Source organism: Leptothrix mechoopdaensis (SeqCode) (assembly GCF_053893855.1).
Window position 1 is genome coordinate 1,323,062 of sequence record NZ_CM132699.1, and the last position, 16,403, is coordinate 1,339,464.

Consider the following 16,403-nt stretch of genomic DNA (forward strand, 5'->3'; position numbering starts at 1 on the left):
CGGGGTTCAGTTGATCGTCAGCGACTTGCGGGCGGCGCCCTTGCGGTCGGAGCTCACCTTGACGGTGGCCGGCAGCCCCGTCAGCCCGGGCAGCGTGAAGGTCGTGCCGGTGCCCGACACCGCGCTGGCCGTGCGGCCGCCGCCCAGGTCGAGGGTCAGCACGGCGTCCGGGTCGCTCGACGTGGCCGAGACGCTGACGGTGCAGTTCGTGGTGGCGCTGGCGCAGCTGGCGCTGGCCGAGCCGATCGTGACCAGGTCGGTCAGCACGACCCGCTGCGAGCGCGACGGGCTGGTCGGCGAGTTGTCGGCCTGCACGACCAGGGCCTCGGGCAGGTTGCCGGTGGTGGACGCCTGCAGCGTCGCGTAGAAGCGGCCGGTGCCCTCGCTGGCAAGCGTCGCGCTGCCCAGCACGCTGTCGGGCGAACCGGCGACGACGTCCAGCGCCTGCGCGTTGACTCGGGCAGTGGTCGGGGCGGTGGCGAAGACGTGCACCTTCACGTTGGCGCCGTTCTTCGAGTAATACGCGCTGTCGACCGTCAGCGGCGTGATGCGCGCGGCATCGGGCGCGAGCTTGCCCTGCACCGTGAACAGGTCGGAACGCAGGCGGCGCAGTTCGGCGCCGGTGTTCAGGTCGGTCACGACCAGCTCGACGTGGTTGGTGCCGCAGGGGCTGCCCACCACGGTGTGCGGCGTCACGCCGTCGCCGAGGTAGCCGGCCGGCGCCAGCCGTTCGCCAGCCAGCAGGCCGTCGGCGCTGGAGGTGGTCCAGCGCAGCCACGGGCCGACGACGCCCTGGTTGGTCCGCGCCGGCACGTCGCCGTCGTTCAGCACCACGGCCGGCGCGGGGAACAGTTGGATGTCGGCGGTGTCGTTGATGGCGCGGCGGCCCGGCGCCGTCACCGTCCAGGTCTTCTGGCCGTAAGGGTGGGTCAGCGTGTAGACACCGGCCACCGGCGCGTCGATGCGCACCCGCAGGCGGGTGAACGGGAACTGCTCGCCCGGGTTGGGCACCTCGGCCGCGAAGGCCGATTCGGCGCCCATCACCACCAGCACGTTGGTGCCGGCGCCGTCCGAGAAGGTGGACTGGGACAGGAACCAGAACGCCTCGGCACCGAAACCGATCGCCTCGGAGAAGGCGTTGCCGGGGATGGCCGGGTCGTAGAAGCAGCCACCGGCGCCGCCCGGGTCGGTCACGGCGTTGCAGATCACGAGGCTGACGCCCTCGGAATCGGCCAGCACGCCGGGGAAGCCGTGCACCGGATCGGGTGCCGAAGCCGAGAACGGCGTGGCGGCGTTGGGCTTGCAGATCGCCGCCAGCAGCGGCTGGCTGGCGGTCCCGAGGATCAGGGCGATCGCTGCGGCGAGGGTTCGGGTTTTCATCGGCATTCCTTCGGTGCTGCGTTCTGAATCTGAAGAACAACTTCAGCTGAACGCAGTGTCTTCCGGGTGCCAACCTTCAGGAAGTCTTCAGACGGTTCCGACCCCCAAGTTGGGGAAAGCCGCGTGATGCAGTTCCCGAACAGAACCTGAATTGATGCGCCAATGCGACGTTTCTTGAAGGTTCCGGTTCAGCTGATGAACTCTGTCTGAATTCACCAGCTCTGCGGCGTGCGCCATTCGCGCACCGTTTCGAGGCGTCGCCCATCGGCCGAGATGCGCACGATGGCGCTGCCGGTGCTGCCGACGTGGTTCTGGCGCGAGTAGTTCAGCGGCCCGACCACGCCGGTGCGGAAGTCGCGCACCTCCTCCAGTGCCTGGCGCAGGCGGCTGCGGCTGGGCTCGCGGCCAGCCCGGCGCAGGCCCTCGACCGTGAGGCAGGCCGCGGCGTGCGCGAGGCTCTGGACGGCGGGATGGCTCAGGTCGGCGCCGACGCTGGCGAGCGCCTGACGCAGCGGCACCGGGTCGGGCGGCGCGTCTTCCGGGACGGTGTGGCTCAGGCGCAGCGGCGCGCGCAGGGCGGCCGGCCAGTCCAGCACGGCGGCACCTTGTTCGGCGAAGGCGCCCAACAGCAGCGTTTCAGGCGGCTGGCCGGCTGTGCCCGATCGGGTCGACCCATTCGGGTCTGGCTTGACAAGACGAGAAGCAATGGTTTGCAGCCATCCGGGCGGTCCGAGCACCAGAACGGCATCCTGGGGCGGCAGGCTGGCCAGCCAGCGTTGGGCGTCCGCCATCAGCGCAGCTTCAGACAGGCCGAGCCGCGGCTGCCAGATCGACAGCTGCAGGTTGGGGTGGTTCTGCGCCTGGCGTTCGCTGGCCAGCAGGGCGGCGCGGTGGTGGCGGGCGGGGCTGGCGATCACCGCCAGCCGGGCCTGCTGCGGGCGCTGGACCGACGGCGTGTCGGCCAGTTCACCCCAGGCGACCGCGTCGACCAGGTTGCGGACCTGGTGGCTCAGCTGCGGCGCGACCGCGAACAGCTGCGGCTGCGGGGCCTCCAGTTCGGTGGCCGCCCCGAGCGGGCCGACCAGCGGCAGGCCGGCCAGACGTTCGACCAGCGCCTGGCTGCCGAGGTCGCCCCACCACGGCGCGACGGCGGCGAAGGTCTGCTCGCGCAGCACGCGGGCGATCTCGGTCGGGCCGACCGTCAGCGCGTCCTGCGGTCGCCACTCGATCTGGCGCCCGAAGAGGCCGCCGCTGCGGTTGGCCTGCTCGAAACAGGCCCGCACCGCCGCATCGGCCGCCCGGCCGGCGGCGGCCAGCGGTCCGCTCAGCGGCAGCACGCCGCCGATGACGATGCGTTCGCGCGTCAGGCCTGGATCCGGTTCGTCGTGCCGGCCCAGCTCCCGCATGTAGGCCAGCAGGTCGGCCTCGTCGCGCGGCGTGAGCGAGAAACGCGGCATGACCGACGACAGCGGCCGCCCATCGGCGTCGATGCCCTGGCGCAGCGCGCGCAGCAGCGCCGCGTCGTCGTAGCGGCTGCGTGGCAGCAGGCCGGGGCTGGCGGCACGCGCCTGGCCCAGCGTGTTGGCGTCCAGCGCCGGGGCGGTCAGGCCGCCTTCGCGGTTGCCGGCGCCGTCGCCGCCGTGGCAGCGCGCACAGGCCACCGCCTCGCCCTGCAGTGACACGCCCGAGCCGACGCTCGCCTGGATCGCCTCGCCGTGGCGGTTGCGACCTTCCAGGAACAGCGTGCGACCGGCGCGGCGGGCCTGCGCGGCCGGGTCGTCAGCGGGCCCAGATGCCGCCTGCGCCCACGCGCCGCTGGCTGTCGACAGGGACACCGACAACGACGCCGACACCGTCAGCAGCAAGGCCGCCCAGCCGGGGAAGCCAGCCATCACAGCACCTTGCGCACGGCGGCGACGATGGCCTCGGGCGGGGCCAGCGCATGCAGCTTGAGCCACGCGCCGGTGCGGTCGTTGCCGACCCAGAGGATGGCGGTGTGCTGCTCCGGCTTCTCCTGGTAGAGGCCGAGCTTGTGCAGCACCCAGTCGACGTTCTCCTTCTTGCCGGTGACGAAGGACCAGCCGGGCCGGGCGTTGTGGCGCTGGGCGTAGTCGCGCAGCACCTCGGGCGTGTCGAAGCCGGTGTCGGTGGTGATCGAGACCAGCTGCACCGGCGTCTTCACCTCGTCGGCCAGCAGTTCCTGGACCTTGGCCAGGTTGTGCGTGACCGGCGAGCAGACGTCCTTGCAGCTGGCGTAGAACGAGGTGATCAGCACGACGCGGTCGCGGATCAGGTCGTCATAGAAGCGCACCCGCGGGCGCTGCTGGGTCACCAGCGGCAGGTTGGTGAAGTAGTCGGCGCCGCGTGTGCCCGGTGCGGCCTGCTGCACGCCCGCCTTGCCGGCGGCCTGGCCGGCGATCTGGCGCATCGGCGCGAGCGGGTCGGCTTCGGCCGCATTCCCCGTGTTCCCCGTCGCAGCGTTCTTCGGCGCCGGCTTGTCCAGTCCGGCCAGCCGGTCGACCAGCAGCTTGGGCGACGCCAGGCCGTAGGTGCGCACCCAGCGCTGGCTCGGCTCGTGGCCCAGCCAGACCATCGGCGAGTGGTCCTCGGGGCTGCCGCCGGCGACGTCGAAGGCCTTCAGGATCGCGTCGATCGAGGCCCGCGAGCCGGTCACGAAGGTCCAGTTGGCGCCAGCCTCGAACTTGCGGCCGAACTTGCGCAGTTCCTCGGGCGTGTCGGTCAGCGGGTCGACGCTGACCGAGATGAACTGGACATCCGGCCCGGCGCGGCGGCGCAGTTCCTCGTCCATCGCCTTGAAGGTCGCGCTCAGCGGCGAGCAGATCGTCGTGCAGGACGTGAAGATGAAGTTGACGGCGACACGCTTGCCGGCGATCAGGTCACGGCCGAAGCGGCGCTTGCGGCCGTCCTGGTCCAGCACCTCGACATCGGGCACCTTGACGCGCAGGCCGTCGGCATCGGCCTGGGCGGTCGACGGGGCGTTCACCTGGGCAACAGCGCCGGCCGAGCCCAGCGTGGCCAGGGCGAGGCAGGCCGCGAAGGCGGTGCGGTGCAGGGCGGAGATCAGGGTCATGCGGTCTCAGTTCGTGGCGGCGGGGGCAGGGCGGTTCGGGTCATTGGCGACAAGATCAGGCGTGGCCGGCACGGCCTCGGGGCCGCGCACGGCGATGTCCAGCAGCGGCGAGCGGTCGAAGGTCAGGCCGAGCGTGCGCGACTGCACCATCAGGCGCCAGACGCCCGCGCGCGGGTAACGCTGGCGGATCAGGTAGACGCCGCTGCCGGGTTCCTGTTCCTGCGCGAACAGGCGCTGCTGCGACAGGCCGGGGCGTTCCAGCGCCATCGCCTGCAGGTCGGTCAGGCCGGTCAGCGGCTCGCCGGTGCGGCCGTCCTTCAGGCGCACCAGCAGTTCCTGGGTCTCGCCGACACGGGCTTCGGCGCGCGGGGTGGCGGTGTCGCGGCCGGCATCGCGGCCGGTATCGCGTGCATTGCCGGGCAGGGTCTGGCGGGCCTGCCGGGTCGAACTGCCGGTGTAGGTCTGCTCGCCGAGCTGCCAGGTGACGTCGATGCGACGGCCGTCGGGCGTCGCGCCGGTGTCGTCGACGTCGAGCGCGTAGCAGTGCGTCAGGCGCGGCTGCTCCAGCAGCGTCGCCAGGCTGTAGAGGCCGCCGCGGTCGAGCCGCACCAGGCTGGTGTAGACGCCCGGGGCGGTCTCCTTGAGGCTGCGGTCGACCACCTTGAGCGCGCGCGCGGCGCGGCTGTAGGTGGCATACGTGCCCTGTGGCGCCATCATCCCCTCGGTGTAGTAATACAGCGCGGTGTCGGGCGCGCTGCCCAGCAGCATCGCGCCGGGTTCGGGCGAGGCGGCCATCAGGTCGGCCGGGCCGATCTGGTCGGGCATCGAGCCGGGTGTCTTCTGGAACACCGGCAGTTCGTTGAGCGCCAGCCGGCCCTCGTCGAGCGCACGCAGCTCGACCATCTGGACGCTGCTGCTGCCAAGTCCGCGGATGAAGGCGAAGCGCTGGGTGTAGGCGATCTGGTCGGGCTGGGCCACCACGTCGGCCTGCGCGACCAGCCGGCCGCTGGCAGCGTCGATCGCCATCAGCTTGCTGCTGGCGGTGTGCACCGCCAGCACATGGCGGCCGGACGGATCCGTGCGCACGGCGCTGACCGGCTGCGGCAGGGCGATGCGGCTGACCAGGCGGCCGTCCTCCAGGTCGATCACGCTGATCTGCGGCATGTTCAGGCTGCCGACATAGGCGCGCCGCGCCAGCGCGCTGTGCGTCACCGCCAGCGGCGTGCCGGCGATGCTGACCCGCGCGATCACCCGGGCCGCCTGCGCGTCCACCACCGTGGCCAGGCCGGCGGCGCTGCTGGTGACGACCAGGCGGCGGCCGTCCTCGCTGGCGCTCAGCGCGTGGGCGCCGTCGCCGATCTTCAGCTCGTGGCGGGTCTCCATCGCCGCGACGTCGACACCGACCAGCCGGTCGCCGTCGTCCATCGCGACCCAGACGGTGCGTTCGTCCGGCGTGATCACCAGCCGGCGCGGCTTGCCCTCGCCCAGCGCGATCGTCTTGATCAGCTTGTTGGTGGCCAGGTCGACGATGGCCAGCTCGCCGCGCTCGGCCAGCGTCACGAACAGGCGGTCCAGCCCGCGCGCGTGAACCCAGTCGGTGCCGACGCCGGGCAGGCGGATCAGCGCCTCCAGCTTGGTGTTGTTGAGCTGCAGCAGCGGGTTGATGACCGAGATCGTCGCGTCCGCGTTCAGCGTCAGCAGCTGGAAGCTGTTGAGGTCGCGTTCGGCGCGCTGCGCCAGCCGGCCGCTGGCGTAGCGGCGGATCTGGGTGGTGCAGGGCTCGGCCACGTCACCGCCCTGGCGGCTCAGCCACATGCGCGGGCGCAGGCCGCGCAGCGGCGCGCCACTCAGTTCGTCGGTCAGCCGCAGCGACAGCGTCAGCGGCTGTCCGAGCGGAACAGCGCCCTCGGTGGCGGCGCTCAGGGTCAGCTCGGCCTTCACGCCGTTCTGGATCTGCAACTGCTTCAGCGGCAGGCGGTCGGCCGCTTGCGCGCCGGTCGACCAGGGCAGGGCGGTGGCGGCCAGCAGGCTCAGCAGCAGGCCGCGCAGCACCGCCGCCACCCCCGGTGCGTGGGCCACCCGATGGGGTGTGGCGCGTCCCCTCGACTCGATGTTGTCTGAAGCGTGACTGAATTCACGTTTCCTGCTTGCTGAAGGATTCATGTGGGTTTCTGTGCGCCGAAATGGACACGGCACGGCTGGGAGGTGGCGCCGATGTTGCCCACCGGACGGGCGGGATGTCCATCCGCCAAGTCGGGGCCGACGTCACGGTACGCCCACGGAAGTCTCTGCAAGTGGTTGATTCGTCGACTACTTCACCGTTTTTATTCGGCTTTGCCCCGGTCGACTTGAGCCTTTTGGACGGAAACGTGACGAGTTGCGTGACGTGTTGCGGGAGTTCTCCACCCATCCTCGGGGTGGGTGGTTCCCAATCCTTTCAGCTTAAGTGAGACTGAAGCTAATCCAAACAAATTGGGGTCTGGATCGGGGCCATCCACCCGATTCGACCCCCAAGACGGCAACCACCATGAGCAACAAGAGTGAAGTCATGAGAAGCCAGCAACGCGTGCGCAAGTCCGGTCCTGGTGCCCTGGGGGTGCTGGCCGCTGCGGTGGGCCTGGCCTGTGCCGGCACCGCGCTGGCGAGACCGGCTGGAACGGTCGTCGCCGACGTGGTCGCGCTGGACCAGTCGATCGTCTACAACCGCTTCGGCTCGTTCAATCCCTACGGGATGATCTACGCGCTCAAGCGCGACGTGGTCGACCTCGACACCGGCCTGACGCTGGACCAGCCCGGCGCGAGCGCCAAGCCCTGCCGCGTCGCGCTGCGCTCGGACAAGCGTCCGCGCCCGCTGGTGATCCGCGGGAACATCGGCGACAAGCTGGAGGTGAACTTCACCAACCTGCTGTGCCAGGACGCACCGGGCACGCCCGGCAACGACCCGTTCGCCGTGCCCGAGCCGGTGGTGCCCGAGGTGCCGGAACCCGGTGCCGTCGCCGGCCCGGCCGATGTGCCCAACGGCTTCAGCCGCCCGGCCACGCGCCTGGCGTCGATGATGTTCAACGGCCTGACGCACGACACCAGCTTCCCCGGCTACAACAGCTGGGACCCGCGCGTGACCGGCATCTCGGGCATCGCCCCGGGCGAGTCCATCACCTACCGGCTGGTGCTCGAACGTGAAGGCGGCCACCTGTTCCACGACAACGCCATGCCCGCCGGCGGCGAGGGCGACGGCGGTTCGACCGTGCTGGGCCTGTTCGGCTCGGTCAACGTCGAGCCGGCCGGCTCGAACGTCTACCGCAGCCAGGTGCGCGGCCAGACGATGGCGGCCGCACGCCCGAACGGCGTCTTCCAGTACGACGCGGTCGACGCCAACGGCGTGCCGCTGCTGAACATGCACCGCAGCCTGGGCGGCGGTCGCTGGGAGCTGATCCACACCGACATCAACGCCATCGTGCAGGACTACGTGGTGGTCGACGACGGCGTGGCCTCGTCCAACGAGAACTGGTTCCGCGAGTTCACGACCATCTTCCACGACGAGCTGAAGACGGTGCAGGCCTATGGCGACGCCTTCGACCACACCGGCGCGGGCGCCGGCCTGCGCGACGGCTTCGGCATCAACTACGGCTCGTCCGGCCTGGGCGCGATCGTCGCGGCCAACCGCCTGGGCGTCGGCCCGGCCGCCGGCTGCGCCGAGTGCGCGCTGGAGGACTTCTTCCTGACCTCCTGGGCCAACGGAGACCCGGCGATGGTCGTCAAGTACGACGCCGACGGCCGTCCGATCCAGCAGTACGAGGAAGACGCCGGCAACGTCCACCACAGCTACGTCGGCGACCCGGTGCGCTTCCGCGCGATGCAGGCGGGCGTCAAGGAGACGCACGTCTTCCACCTGCACGCCAACCAGTGGTTCGCCAAGAGCGGCGCCGGCAACGACAAGTCCAACTACCTGGACAGCCAGACGCTGGGCCCGCGCCAGTCCTACACCTACGAGATCGCCTACACCGGCGCCAACCGCAACCTGTCGGTCGGCGACGCGATCTACCACTGCCACATGTACCCGCACTTCGGCCAGGGCATGTGGTACCTGTGGCGCAACCATGACGTGTTCGAGGACGGCAGCCGCCGCCTGCCCGATGGCGAACTGGGTTCGGGCACCGACCCGGTCACCGGCCTGACCGTCGGCGGCGCCTTCTCGCCGGCCGTCGTGCCGATCCGCAACCAGGCGCTGGCCCCGACGCCGACCTATGGCGCGAGCGCCACGCCCGGCTACCCGTTCTTCGTCGCCGGCCAGGCCGGCCACCGGCCGCCGCAGCCGCCGCTGGACCTGACCGCCGACAGCCAGCTCGGCCCGACCGGCGTGGGCCGCCACGTCATGACCGGTGGCGAGCGCGTGCTCGGTGCCGGCGTGGCCGCCGGCGATGTCTCGTCGACGCTGGTGTCGGCCGAGATGAAGCTGCTGCCGCACCAGGGCACGCCGCTGGAACGCGCCGCGATGGCCTTCCACGCCAAGGCCGCCGGCCACGCCACGGTCAAGCCCGACGGCACCGCCGCCGTCTTCAAGGTCAACGGCAAGCCGGCCGCCCCGGGCGCTCCGTTCGCCGACCCGTGCCCGTCGACCGCGCCGGTGCGGCGCTACGACGTCTCGGTGATCCAGCTCGACCTGGTCGTCAACAAGGCCGGCTGGCATGACCCGCAGGCGCGCATCAACGTGCTGTCCAGCGAGGTGGCCGACTACGAGGGCAAGACCCGCCCGGCCGACCCGTTCTTCTTCCGTGCCCATTCGGGCGACTGCATCATCTTCCGCCACACCAACCGGCTGCCGGCGGAACTGGCCAAGGACGACTTCCAGGCCCGCACGCCGACCGACACGATCGGCCAGCACATCCACCTGGTGAAGTTCGACGTCATGGCCTCGGACGGCGGTGGCAACGGCTGGAACTACGAGGACGGCACCTTCGCCCGCGACGCCCTGAAGGAACGCGTGCACGCCGCCCTGCACCACGGCACCGTCACGGTGGTGCAGCCCAACGGCGTCAAGGTCGCCAAGCCGGCCGCCGACGTGCTGCCGCCGGCCGAGAACCTCGGCTTCCAGACCACCATCCAGCGCTGGTGGGCCGACGAGGTCTTCGACAAGCAGGGCCGCGACCAGACCCTGCGCACGGTGTTCACGCACGACCACTTCGGCGCCTCGTCGATCCAGCAGCACGGCTTCTACAACGCGCTGGTGGTCGAGCCCAAGGGCACCGAATGGCTCAAGCCGGACGGCACGCCGCTGACCACCGGCGTCGGCCCCGAGGCCATCATCCGCGGCGCGCTCGACCGTCAGACGCACCCGAACTTCCGCGAGTTCATGCTGGCCAGCGCCGACTTCTCGCTGCTCTACACCCAGGACGGCAAGCCGGTCGACCCGCCGGTCAAGCCCGAGGCGATCTCGGCGGGCCACCACAACCCCTACCTCGTCAACTACAAGAACGAGCCCATCCCGCTGCGCCTGGCCGATGGCGGTGATCCGACCAAGATCTGGGCCGACAAGCGTGGCGACACCGCCTTCGCCTTCAGCTCGACCGTTCACGGCGACCCGTTCACGCCGGTGCTCAAGGCCTACGAGGGCGAGCGCGTCCAGCTGCGCCTGATCCACGGCGCGCAGGAGGTCCAGCAGGTCTTCACGATGCACGGCCTGCGCTGGCGCCGCGAGGTCGGTGATCCGACCGCGACCTGGGTGGGCGCGCAGGAGATCGGCATCTCCGAGCACATGGAGATCAACACCGGCAAGCTCGCACCGGTGACGGCCGCCGAGGGCACGCGCGACTACATGTACCACTACGGCACGACCGACGCGCTGTGGAACGGGGCCTGGGGCATCCTGCGGGCCTACGACAAGCCAGGCACGGTCGACCCCGAGACGCGCCAGCCGATCCTGAACCGTCTGCGCCAGCTCGACGAGACCGTGGTGGCCGAGTCGACCGGCCTGAACCGCTTCATCCAGGCCCAGCTGGCCAACGACAGCTGCCCGATCAACTCGACCCGTCGCACCTACAACGTCCAGGCCTGGGCCGCCCGCGACCTGCTGCCGGGCAAGGCGCTGGTCTACAACGAGCGCGCCGGCATCACCGATCCGACCGCGCTGATGTACGTGCACGCCGGTGACGTCGCGGCGCTGCGGGCCGGCACCAAGAAGCCGGAGCCGCTGGTCATGCGGGCCAATGCGGGCGACTGCATCATCGTCAACCTGACCAACAAGCTGGTGCTGCCGGTGCCGGACCTGCCGGGCGACGCCGACCTGCCGCGCACCGTCGCGCTGAACGCCGATCACCTGAAGCCGTCGAAGTACGTCGGCATGCACGCCGGCGTGCTGAGCTTCGACCCGCGCAAGAGCGATGGCGCCAACGTCGGCTTCAACCCCGAGCAGCTGGCCGCCCCGGGCGAGACCCGCCAGTACGTCTGGTACGCCGGCCGCATCAAGTCGTTCGACGCGGTGATGGGCGCGCTGGACATCGGCGCCCCGATCGAGTTCGGCACCGTGCCGCTGCGCGCGATGAGCGACGTGGTCAAGCACGGCTCGCAAGGCCTGGTCGGCAGCCTGATCGTCGAGCCGCGCGGCTCGACCTGGTGGAACGCCAGCAACACGTCGACCGCCGGCGCGGCGACGTCCACGGTGGCGACGATCCGCAACGGCACCAAGTCCTTCAAGGAGTTCGTCGTCCACTACCAGGACGGCCTGAACCTGCGCAAGGACGGCGCCCAGGCCAACGAGATCCGCCAGCACTGGGTCGGCGACGACTCCTACGACTTCGGCGAGCGGGCGATCAACTACCGCACCGAGCCGCTCTGGTCGCGCATCGACTACAGCGCGCAGCCCTACGCGGCCTGCCAGATGTCGCTGGTGGTCTCGGGTGACATCAACCCGTGCGTGCTCGGCCCGAACCTGATGGTCGACGCCGACCCGCGCCTGCCGGCCGACATCCGCGGCCTGCCGGTCGAAACGCCGGTGTTCGAGGCCAAGGCCGGCCAGTCGGTCCGCTTCCGCGTGCTGCAGGCCGACGGCCGCGCCCGCCAGCACAGCTTCCGCGTCATCGGCCACAGCTACGCCGACCTCGGCATGGAAGGTTTCCTGGCCACCGGCGCCAGCCTGATCGCCCCGGGCAAGGCTGTCACCGCTGACCTCTACGGCGGCGCCAAGCGCGGTTACTGGCACTACCGCGACGGCCCGGCGATGTTCGTCAACACGGGCATGTGGGGTCTGTTCAAGGTTGACTGACCTGAGGTGAACCTGGGAGCCCGCGCTGGAGACGGCGCGGGCTTTTTCTTTGTGCATCAAGTGCGTCGCCGGAGGGCGACGAGGGCTGGGGCGTTGGCGGTGGCGTGGGTGTGCCTGGACAGGTCGCTGACCCCCTCCCCCCGGGGACCGGGGTACTCCCCCTTGGCAGGGGGAGAGTTGAAGACGACGCGCTGATCAACATGGAAGTGCACAACCAACTCTCCCCCTGCCAAGGGGGAGTCCCCGCCAGGGGGAGGGGGTTCGTGCCCCCGCTCGGTGTCTTCGTGCGACACCCCGTCGGACACCGCAGGTGTCCGACCTACCGATGGGATTCAGGCCATCTCCAACGAGCCATCTTTCGCCGCCCTCCGGCGGCGCTGGTGCCTGCGTGCGCATCAAGTGCGTCGCCGGAGGGCGACGGTGGCTGGGGCGTTGGTGGTGGCGAGGGTGCGCCTGGACAGGTCGCTGACCCCCTCCCCCCGGGGACCGGGGTACTCCCCCTTGGCAGGGGGAGAGTTGAAGATGACGCGCTCGTCGACGTGGCAGTTCTCGGTCGACTCTCCCCCTGCCAAGGGGGAGTCCCCGCCAGGGGGAGGGGGTTCGTGCCCCTGCTCGGTGCCTTCGTGCGACACCCCGTCGGACACCGCAGGTGTCCGACCTACCGGGGGCCTCGCCCCGACGTTCATGGCGCCGATCCACGTCGCCCTCCGGCGACGCACGACGTGTCCGACCTGCTGTTTCAGCTTGATCTGCATCGACCTTTAAGCACCTCTTCAGCGAACCGAAGCGTGGGTTGCGAGTTCTGCACACCTGAATTCTTAAGGCCTGTCTATGCTTCGGTTTTCTGAAGGTCGAGGTGAACATGCGCCTGTTGCTTGCTGAAGATGACGCCTTGCTGGGCGATGGTTTGCGTGCCGGATTGCGGGCGATCGGCTTCCAGGTGGACTGGGTGCGTGACGGCCTGGCGGCCGAGCGCGAGCTGTCCAACCAGAGCTACACCGCTGCCGTGCTCGACCTGGGTCTGCCGCGCATCGACGGGCTGGATGTCCTGCAGTCGATCCGCAAGGCCGGCGTGAAGACGCCCGTGCTGGTGCTGACCGCCCGCGACGCGGTGCCGCAGCGCATCGAGACGCTCGATGCCGGGGCCGATGACTACGTCGTCAAGCCGATCGACCTGCACGAGCTGGCGGCCCGGCTGCGGGCGCTGGTGCGGCGTTCGCACGGGCAGGTGCAGGACCTCATCCAGGCCAATGGCGTCGAGCTGGACCCGGGCGCGCGCGAGGTCCGCCTCGAAGGCCAGCCGGTCAAGCTGTCGACGCGCGAGTTCGACCTGCTGCATGCGCTGATCCTGCGGCCCGGCCGGGTGCTGACGCGCGAGCAGCTCGAGAGCCATCTCTACGGCTGGGGCGAGGAGGTCGGCAGCAACACCGTCGAGGTCCATGTCCATCACCTGCGCCGCAAGCTCGGCAGCCAGCGCATCCGCACTGTGCGGGGCGTGGGCTACGCCTTCTCGCCGACGTCGGCGGCGCCGCCGAGCGAGCCGCCGGCCGATGGCCTGACCGCACCGGCGGCGCTCTGAACATGGCCGCGCGGCGCTCGACCCAATCGCTGCAGCAGGGCCTGCAGTGGCGCGTGCTGGGCGCGGTGGTGGCCCTGTGGGCCGCCGTCGCCTTCACCACCTGGTACCGCATGAGCGAGCAGGTCGACAGCCTGCTCGACGGCCACCTGGCCCAGGGCATGGCGCTGCTGATGGCGCTGCAGGTCCAGGATCACGAGTTCGACGAGATGCTGACGGCCGACCATGTCGCGGTCGATCCCGGCACGCCGGACGGCCAGGTGCCGACCTGGTCCGGCACCTCGACGGCCGAGCTGACGCTGCACAAGTACGCCACCAAGGCGGTGTTCCAGGTCTGGTACCAGGGCCAGCTGCTGCTGAAGTCGACCGATGCACCGGTCGAACCTCTGGCCGAGCTGCGTCCGGGTTTCTCGGACACCACCGTCAAGGGCGTGCAGTGGCGGGTCTACACCGCGCCTGCGGTGCGGCCCGATTCCTACGTGATCATGGCCGAGTCGGCCGAGGCCCGCGACGCCATCGTCGATGCCGTGCTACGCGACTCCTGGCTGCCGCTGCTGGCCGGCCTGCCCTTGCTGGCCTTCGCGATCTGGCTGGCGGTGCGCCAGGGTCTGGTGCCGCTGAACCGGCTGAGCGCGCAGATCGGCGCGCGCAAGGCCGAGTCGCTCGAACCGATCGATGCCGACGATTCGCCGCGCGAGCTGGCGCCGGTGATCCAGGCGCTCAACCAGCTGTTCGTGCGGATGCGCAACTCGCTGGAATCGGAGCGTCGCTTCACGTCCGACGCCGCCCACGAGCTGCGCACGCCGATCGCCGGCATCCGCGCCCAGGCGCAGGCCGCCCTGACGGTCAACGACCGCGCGCAACGCCACCAGGCGCTGGTCAGCACGCTCGAAGGCTGCGACCACGCCGCCCACCTGGTCGACCAGCTGCTGCAGCTGGCGCGGCTGGAAGGCGGCCGTTCGGCCGGCGGCAAGCTCGAAGCGGTCGACGTGCACGCGGTCGTGCGCGACGAGGTCGGCGAGGCCGCCAGCTCGGCATTCGAGTCCGGCCATGAGCTGATCCTCGAGACCGATGCAGGCCATGACGGCGCGTGGTGGCTGGCGGCCGATCCGGTGCTGCTGGGCATCCTCGTGCGCAACCTGATCGACAACGCGCTGCGCTACAGCCCGCCGGGCTCGACGGTGCAGGTCAGCCTCAAGCGCGCGGGCGCGCCGGGCCGGATGGTGGTCTCGGTCGAGGACAGCGGTCCGGGCCTGTCACCGGCGCTGATGCAGCGGCTGGGCGAGCGGTTCTTCCGGGCCCGCCAGAACGACGCGCCCGGCAGCGGCCTGGGCTGGTCGATCGTGCGCCGCATCGCCCGGGCGCTCGAGATGGACGTGGAGGTCGACCGTTCGCCGCAGTGGGGCGGCCTGCGCGTGACGCTGGCCTGGAGCCTGGATCCGGCGCTGGCTCAGCGCACCACGCTGCCGCCGGAGCGGAACGGGCTCGACGGCGCGGTGCCGAACCCGCTGTTGCCGCCCGGACTGGACAGCCCCGGGTTGGAGAACGTCGGCAGCGCGCCGCTGGCCGCACCGGAGGCCGCATCGGCCGCGGCACCCGGCAGGTTGGCGATGCCGCGCACGCTGGCCACGAACTCCCATTCGGCGTAGCTGGTCGCGTCGGCGAACTTCTCCAGCCCGGTGGGGAAGCCGGTGCGGCGGAACGGCAGGCCCTTGGCCTCGGTGCGCACGCCGACGATCTGCTCGGCGCGCAGGATCAGCTTGAGCGGCTCGCCCGGGCGCAGCGGGTCGCCGTAGGCCTGGCGCAGATGCCGGCGCGAGGTCGGGAAGCGCTTGTCCTCCAGCAGGTCCTCGACCTTGGTCGGCAGCTTCTTCACGCCGCCGGGCGTGGCGTTGTAGTAGGACTCGATCGCCTGGCGGTACTGCTGGCCGATCCACAGCAGCTCGGCCTCGGCGTCGCGCTGGCGCTCGTCGGCCGCCGCCTGGCTCCAGGTCGCCACCGTCCAGCCCGAAGCCGCCAGCAGCACCAGGAAACCGAGCAGGACGGCGCCGCGCGCCGGGCGGGAGGCCAGCGCCATCAGCGTTCGAAGTCGGGTTGCTGGGACACCGTGACGGTGATGCGCGCGCCGTTGGCGACCGGCTGGGCCGAGCCGGTGCCGTCGCCGGCGTTGGCGTTCTTGCGCGGCCGTCCGTCGCGGTCGCTGCCGGTGCTGTCGACGTCGATCACGCCGCCCAGCGTCAGGTCCGACGGGGCGACGACGACCCAGGTCGGCGCTTCCAGGAACGGGTCGGGCGGGATCGCGCGCAGGTAGCGCTTGGCGACCAGGTCCTCGAGCCGGTCGGGATATTTGCCGGTGTCGCCGTAGTAGCGGTCGATCGCCTCGCGCATCAGCGTCAGGTTGCGTTCGAGCACCTTCTCCTTGCCGCGGTCGAGCGCATCCAGGTAGCGCGGCAGCGCCACCGTCAGCAGCAGGCCGATCAGCGTCATCACGACCACCAGCTCCATCAGCGTGAAGCCGAGCAGGCTGCGGCGGCCAGGGCGTTGGCGGGCACGGGCGGATCGGGGCATGGCGGGTTTCATCGTGTCGATCGAAAGGGGTGGGGGCGGGGCCCGGTTCCTACCACTGGCGGTAGGGCACGCCGTTGAGGCCCTTGCCCTCGGCCTTGGAATGCACGTCGAACACGTCGTCGCCCGGACGCGGATCGTCCGGCGGACTCTGGTAGCTGCGCAGCGCCCAGGTCCGCGCGGCCGGCAGCGACGGGTCGGCGAAGGGGTCGCGCGGCACCCGGCGCAGCAGGTAGAGCTTGCGCGTCTGGTTGTCGTTGACGCCCTTGGCGACCACCTCGATGCCCTGTTCGAGCACCTCCAGGTTGGGCGGATAGCCCGAGTCGCCGGGCTTGCGCGCGATCTGGCCCTGTTCGGCGGCCACCTTGTGGCGGTCGAGCGCGCCGCGGATCTCGCGCAGCGCGACCCGCAGCTCCTGTTCCTTGCTGCGCTGCACGGCCAGTTCGGCCATCGGCGCGGCCACCATCGCCAGCACGCCCAGCAGGGCGAGCGTGACGACCAGCTCGATCAGCGTGAAGCCACGAACGCGCACG

At 70.8% G+C, this 16,403-nt stretch carries 9 protein-coding genes; 3 read left to right on the forward strand and 6 right to left on the reverse strand.

All coding sequences use genetic code 11. The annotated features are described in order from the left end of the window. Nucleotides 1-6: 6 nt before the first annotated feature. The 4 genes from ACWA7K_RS06020 to ACWA7K_RS06035 form a co-directional block, all read right to left on the reverse strand. Nucleotides 7-1,380 (reverse strand): hypothetical protein, encoded by a 1,374-nt coding sequence (locus ACWA7K_RS06020; RefSeq protein WP_456166629.1) that lies wholly within the window; start codon nt 1,378-1,380, stop codon nt 7-9. A 212-nt stretch (nt 1,381-1,592) separates the two neighbouring features. Next, nucleotides 1,593-3,272: an ABC transporter substrate-binding protein gene (locus tag ACWA7K_RS06025; protein ID WP_456166630.1), complete on the reverse strand. Its 1,680-nt coding sequence runs from the start codon at nt 3,270-3,272 to the stop codon at nt 1,593-1,595. Beyond that, a complete protein-coding gene (locus tag ACWA7K_RS06030; protein ID WP_456166632.1) occupies nt 3,272-4,471 on the reverse strand; it encodes an SCO family protein in 1,200 nt (399 codons plus the stop codon). Before ACWA7K_RS06030 ends, ACWA7K_RS06025 begins: the two co-directional genes overlap by 1 nt. Before the next feature lie 6 nt (nt 4,472-4,477). Further along, on the reverse strand, nt 4,478-6,550 hold the full coding sequence (locus ACWA7K_RS06035) for a YncE family protein (RefSeq protein ID WP_456166634.1): 2,073 nt from the start codon (nt 6,548-6,550) through the stop codon (nt 4,478-4,480). Nucleotides 6,551-7,019: 469 nt separating this feature from the next. Here ACWA7K_RS06035 and ACWA7K_RS06040 point away from each other — a divergent pair, with 469 nt between their 5' ends. From ACWA7K_RS06040 to ACWA7K_RS06050, 3 genes are all read left to right on the forward strand, one after another. Next, nucleotides 7,020-11,729, forward strand: coding sequence for a copper oxidase (locus tag ACWA7K_RS06040; protein ID WP_456166636.1), 4,710 nt, complete (start codon nt 7,020-7,022; stop codon nt 11,727-11,729). Between the two features lie 862 nt (nt 11,730-12,591). Continuing rightward, nucleotides 12,592-13,308, forward strand: coding sequence for a winged helix-turn-helix domain-containing protein (locus ACWA7K_RS06045; RefSeq protein ID WP_456166637.1), 717 nt, complete (start codon nt 12,592-12,594; stop codon nt 13,306-13,308). Nucleotides 13,309-13,310: 2 nt separating this feature from the next. Next, nucleotides 13,311-14,954 (forward strand): ATP-binding protein, encoded by a 1,644-nt coding sequence (locus ACWA7K_RS06050; RefSeq protein ID WP_456166639.1) that lies wholly within the window; start codon nt 13,311-13,313, stop codon nt 14,952-14,954. 427 nt (nt 14,955-15,381) lie between these two features. Here ACWA7K_RS06050 and ACWA7K_RS06055 read toward each other — a convergent pair whose 3' ends face one another. Both ACWA7K_RS06055 and ACWA7K_RS06060 read right to left on the reverse strand, forming a co-directional pair. Then, nucleotides 15,382-15,873: a type II secretion system protein gene (locus tag ACWA7K_RS06055; protein ID WP_456166641.1), complete on the reverse strand. Its 492-nt coding sequence runs from the start codon at nt 15,871-15,873 to the stop codon at nt 15,382-15,384. 49 nt (nt 15,874-15,922) lie between these two features. Continuing rightward, complete coding sequence (locus ACWA7K_RS06060; RefSeq protein WP_456166643.1) at nt 15,923-16,402, reverse strand: type II secretion system protein; 480 nt, start codon at nt 16,400-16,402, stop codon at nt 15,923-15,925. Nucleotide 16,403: the final 1 nt, after the last annotated feature.

What these genes read in the sequence shown, in the direction of transcription:
- ACWA7K_RS06020 (WP_456166629.1), bottom strand. Translation starts at nt 1,380, where the DNA reads ATGAAAACCCGAACCCTCGCCGCAGCGATCGCCCTGATCCTCGGGACC.
- ACWA7K_RS06025 (WP_456166630.1), bottom strand. Translation starts at nt 3,272, where the DNA reads ATGGCTGGCTTCCCCGGCTGGGCGGCCTTGCTGCTGACGGTGTCGGCG.
- ACWA7K_RS06030 (WP_456166632.1), bottom strand. Translation starts at nt 4,471, where the DNA reads ATGACCCTGATCTCCGCCCTGCACCGCACCGCCTTCGCGGCCTGCCTC.
- ACWA7K_RS06040 (WP_456166636.1), top strand. Translation starts at nt 7,020, where the DNA reads ATGAGAAGCCAGCAACGCGTGCGCAAGTCCGGTCCTGGTGCCCTGGGG.
- ACWA7K_RS06045 (WP_456166637.1), top strand. Translation starts at nt 12,592, where the DNA reads ATGCGCCTGTTGCTTGCTGAAGATGACGCCTTGCTGGGCGATGGTTTG.
- ACWA7K_RS06050 (WP_456166639.1), top strand. Translation starts at nt 13,311, where the DNA reads ATGGCCGCGCGGCGCTCGACCCAATCGCTGCAGCAGGGCCTGCAGTGG.
- ACWA7K_RS06055 (WP_456166641.1), bottom strand. Translation starts at nt 15,873, where the DNA reads ATGCCCCGATCCGCCCGTGCCCGCCAACGCCCTGGCCGCCGCAGCCTG.